Source organism: Streptomyces sp. SID3343 (assembly GCF_009865215.1).
Lineage (GTDB): Bacteria > Actinomycetota > Actinomycetes > Streptomycetales > Streptomycetaceae > Embleya.
In genome coordinates, this window is sequence record NZ_WWJX01000475.1 from 1 (window position 1) to 2,279 (window position 2,279).

At 71.4% G+C, this 2,279-nt stretch carries 1 protein-coding gene; it reads right to left on the reverse strand.

What is annotated here, in order from left to right; all coding sequences use genetic code 11:
• Nucleotides 1–387: 387 nt before the first annotated feature.
• Nucleotides 388–2,279: TOMM precursor leader peptide-binding protein (locus tag GT354_RS15315; RefSeq protein WP_161356868.1), on the reverse strand; the 1,892-nt coding region annotated here is incomplete at its 5' end.

Here is a 2,279-nt window from a genome sequence, read left to right on the forward strand (position 1 = left end):
CGGGCCGGTGTCGGCGCGCACGCCCGGATGCAGGGCGAGCAGCTCCACCACGGCCGAGTCGGCGGGGATGGCGGCGGGGGCCGCCGCCGGTGGGGTACCGAGGCTGGTCATGGAACCTCCGGATCGGGTCGGGCCGGGGTGATGCGGTGACCGGAACGGGCCGGGGAACGACGAGCGTCGAACCCCGACCCCGCGAGAGACGTCGGAAGGACATTCCGGAGAGTCGGCGATCCGTGGGAATCCGGACGGCTCGCAAGCGGACGGTTCGGAAGGAGGCGGCTCGGCACCAGACGACCGGGCAGCAGGCGACCGGGCAGCAGGTGACCGAAACCGGACGGCCGGGGAGCAGACGGCTCGGAAGCAGACGGCTCGTGGCAGGCGGTGGCGTCAGAAGAAGACGCTGTACGGGTTCAGGTCGGCCTCGGGCGTGGGCTCGGCGATCCAGCCGAGCCGTACCGGCGTGTCGTACATCCGCCCGGGACCCAGGCGCCGCCAGAAGTGCCGCAGGCCCGGCACCATCACCTTGGCGACGTTCAGGTCCAGGTCCGGCAGGCTCTGGTCCAGGACGATCACCTCCAGGTCGACCGCGCGCAGGCGTTCCACGGTGTGCCGGACGTCCTGGGCGATGTCGCCGCTGTGCAGCGTGCCGTAGCCGGACAGCGTGGTAGGCGTCAGGTGCGCGGCGGGCAGTGCCCACGGCTCCTTCTCGGCGGTCGCGGTGTGCAGCCACGCGAGGGTGTGCGGGTCGTCCTCCCAATAGCGGGTGCTGCCGTCGGGGTTGCGGTTGACCACGGCCGGCAGGAACTGGTTGACCTCGGTGAGCGCCCGCAGCACCGCGATCCGCACATCCAGGTGCGAGCCGAAGCCGAGCAGGATGTCCTCGACCTCGTGGTCGGTGCGCCGCGACACGGCGGCGAACGTCGGCACGCCCAGGTCGGTGGTCAGGTCGACCACCTCCAGGCTGCGCTGCATCGCACCGTAGAACTCGCGCAGGGTGTCCACGTACGGCTCGTGCAGCGAGTCCAGGTCGAAGCCGGGGCGCAGCGCCCGGTTGTACCACCACAGGCCGACCGCGTCGCGCTCACAGCTTTCGAACAGGCCCTGCATGACCGCTTCTTCGAGGGTGTTCCCGGACGCGTTGCCGTTGCCGTCGCTGAAGCAGTAGAAGTGCTCCGACAGGTCGGGGTGTCCGAACCACGAGTACCCGGCCGGGACCAGGCGGGGCCGATCCTCGGTCAACGACCAGGCCCGGGTCCAGTTCAGCCGCCGGCTCTCGTCGAAGCGCTCGGGCACGATGTGCAGGCGACCGGCGGAGTTGCGGTTCCAGTCGTCGCGCATGGCGTACTGTGCGTCCGAGTAGAGCAGCAAGTCGTAGGGGTGCACCGCCAGTTCGGGACCGAACTCGGCATACGAGCCCGGCTCGGTGGGCCGGTCGTCGCGCCACACTCCGGAGTAACGCTCGATCGCCTCGCACACGCCGCTGACCCGCGCCTGGATGTCGCTGCGGCCCTTCCCGCCGCTTTGCCCGCGCAGGTTCCGGCGCAGCATCGGGATGTTGTCGCCGGGCACCGCGAAGTTGTGGCTCGCCGAGTAGCTGAAGGTGACGCCGTTGTCGACGTCGTTGAGCAGGCGCAGCGAGCTGACCGCGCCCAGCAGCCGGCCGATGTGCTTCTCCAGGCGCTTGAACGTGTCGTCGGGGCGCATCGTGCGGTGGCCGCCCTCGTCGTCGAACACCACGGGCTGCGCCGCCAGTCGGACCCTCGGGTCGCGGTCGAGGAGCAGCCCCGGGTCGCCGCACGAGGCGCACTGCGGCTGCCGGATCAGCCGGTGTCGCTCGACGCGTTGGGTCGGTACGTGCATCGACACGAGCACACCCTCGTAGCCCGAGACACCGCCGGTCGCCAGGATCTCCGCGGCTGCCCCCGCGACGAGGTGCGCGGACAGGCCCACCGACCACGCGGTGGCGGCGAGCGAGGTACGGATCGGCTCGTCGGCGACGGTGCCGTCGGGGCGCCGCCGCAGAAACGACTCGACCTGCTGGTTGCCGTTGAGGCGGTTGGCCAGGCAGCGCCAACAGCCGGTCTGCCCGGGCACCAGATAGGGCCCGGTCCACACGTCGGCCCCGGTCGGCTTGGCGAGCAGCCACGGCAACTCGGCGGCCCGCAACCGGGCGTCCATCGCGGCGAGTCGGGGGTCGAGGTAGTCGTCGGTGAGTACCACCGTCAGGTCGGGTCGGTGCGGGCCGGACGACGGCCACGCCCCGGCCTCGTCGGCGGTGA